This window comes from Nocardioides sp., from assembly GCF_050699375.1.
GTDB lineage: Bacteria > Actinomycetota > Actinomycetes > Propionibacteriales > Nocardioidaceae > Nocardioides.
Genome location: NZ_JBOHDN010000257.1, coordinates 1 through 2,391 on the forward strand (window position 1 = coordinate 1; position 2,391 = coordinate 2,391).

The following is a 2,391-nucleotide window of genomic DNA, read 5'->3' on the forward strand; positions in this document are numbered from 1 at the left end:
ACCTGGCCGGCGAGACCGAGGCCGACACCGGTGAACAGCAGCAGGCCGATCAGGGCTTGGAGCAGGTAGTTCGTCAAGGCGATCCGTCCCGCGGGCGCGAGAGCCGAGCGCAGCCAGGCGAATCGACGGCTGTGCATGGCCCGCAACAGGGTCGCCACATAGGCCGCGGTGAGCAGCGGTGCGGTCGCCAGGCTGATGACCGACGCCATGCCGCCCTTCTCGCCGCCGAGCGCGGCGTACGCCACGGCACCGAGCAGGCCGATCGGGAAGCCAATCATCTGGATGCGGCGCAGGATCGGCTCGGTTCCGGTGACGTTCGCCAGCAGCTGGCGCCGGCCGGCCACCATGCCGAGCAGGAACGCTGCGAGCGCCGTCGGGCCCTGCATGGTCAAGGCCATCACGCCCAGCAGCCAGATGCCGTCGAAGTGCTGACCGACGATGTCAGCGTACGAGCCGAGCATGGCCTGGTTCTGTGCCGCGGAGTTCGCCAACGCCTCAGCGTGACTCGGGAGCATGGCCGAGCGATCCACGAGAAGTCCGCTGAGGGTCATCGAGACGAGCACGACGGCGTAGACGATTCCAGCGACTCGCAGCGCGATCCGATCGCGGACCCGGAACATCGCCAGCAGGACCAGGCAGGCCAGGGCGTACGTGGTGAGCACGTCGCCGCTGTAGAGCAGCACGATCTGGGCAGCGCCCAGGACGAACAGTCCGAGGATTCGGCGCAGCATTCTCGGCGCGAACTCGGCTCCCGCACGCTCGGCCGCGCCCATCTGCAGGGTGAAGCTGTAGCCGAACAGGAACGAGAACAGCAGGTAGAACTTCATCGAGAACAGGGCGGACACGGTGAACCGCGCTGCCTCGTCGAGCCAGGAGCCGTAGGCGGGATCGTCGACGAGATTGCCGGCATAGGCCGAGGCCATGAAGGTGATGTTGACGACGAAGATGCCGAGGAGCGCGAAGCCCCGCAGCGCGTCTACGTCGTGAACACGGGCGACTTTTCCGGCCCGAACGGAAGATGCGGTATCAGTCATGACGGTAACCATATGGGATATAGTTTTCTACGTATAGTTTTTATCTGAGGCCCGCGCCGCCACCGCCTCCACCGACTACCGCGAGAATCGAGCCATGCAGAGCGAAGACATCCCCGCCCCGCTGCGCAGACTGTGGCGGCTGCCCGATGCGCCGACACGGGTCGGTCGCCCGTCGCACCTCGACGTCGACACCGTGGTCGCCGTGGCCGTACGGCTGGCCGACGAGGGCGGCCTCGACGCGGTCACGCTTCCGCGGGTGGCCGCGGACCTCGGTGTCACCGCCATGTCTCTCTACCGCTACGTCGGCTCCAAGAACGAGCTGCTGCAGCTGATGGTCGACGCGGCGACCACTCCGCGCGTGCCCGAGCCGAACCCCGACGGCAGCTGGCGAACCGGGCTGCGGGAGTGCGCCGTTGCCCTGTGGGAGCTGTTTCGTACGCGCCCGTGGCTACCGCGCGTGCCGATCGAGACCGCGCCCTCGGGGCCACGTCAGCTGGCGTGGCTGGAACAGATCCTCGCGACGATGGCAGCCACCCGGCTGGACTGGGGCGAGAAGATGGTCGCGGTCATGCTCCTCAGCGGCTACGTACGCCAGTCGGTCCTGCTCACCCAGGACCTCACTACCGGAAGAGACCCCGACGAGCAGCAGGCCGAGAGCGAACGCCGCTACGCCCTCGCGATGGTCGACCTCGTCGACCCGCAACGCTTTCCCGAGGTAGCGGCGATGTTCGCCTCCGACGTCTTCGCCTCCGCTGCGGTCCCCACCGAGACCACCGAGCGCGCAGACTTCGAGGCGGGCCTCGAGATCATCCTCGACGGGATCGAGGCGCAGGTCGACGTCAAGGCGCCACGAGAGTCCTGACCGTTCCGCGGGTGGTCTCGACAAGATCGACCACCGAGAGACAGATCGACCACCGAGAGACAGCCCGACCACCAAGTGACAGCCCGACCACGGGCCATGCGAGTCACGCCTGGCGGCGTCAACGGGCGAGGTCGCCGGCAGAGACCTTCGTGGCGTACGTTCGCTCGATCTCGTCGAAGACACCGTGGCCAGCGGGTGTGAATTAGATGTGGATAACTCGGTGCTTCTTGGGTAAGGTCAAAGATGCAACGGCCCTATAGGCCCGCGAAGTAAGCCCGGCAGTCTTCCGGACGGTGGATGAGCCGGGCTCGCGCTATTTCGAGGCCAGCTACGTTCCGCGTCTCGACCAGGTTCACACCTCAAGGTGACGTACGTCGACTACGAGAGGCTGCGCCGAGTCGATCCAGGCTCCGCCGCGCTGATAGCACCAGCAGACAGCGTCGCTGATCCACAGCAAGGGCTCGCTGCGAGGCACCTCGAGGCGGTACGTCGGCT

2 protein-coding genes are annotated in these 2,391 nt (G+C 66.7%); one reads left to right on the plus strand and one right to left on the minus strand.

The window, feature by feature from the left end; all coding sequences use genetic code 11:
- A partial coding sequence (locus tag ACRDPS_RS18870) for a DUF418 domain-containing protein (protein ID WP_431503200.1) occupies positions 1-1,034 on the minus strand: 1,034 nt, incomplete at its 3' end.
- 94 nt (positions 1,035-1,128) lie between these two features.
- On the opposite strand from ACRDPS_RS18870, the gene ACRDPS_RS18875 reads away from it, so the two are divergent.
- Positions 1,129-1,896, plus strand: a complete 768-nt coding sequence (locus ACRDPS_RS18875) for a TetR/AcrR family transcriptional regulator (RefSeq protein ID WP_431503201.1) — start codon at positions 1,129-1,131, stop codon at positions 1,894-1,896.
- Positions 1,897-2,391 lie beyond the last annotated feature (495 nt).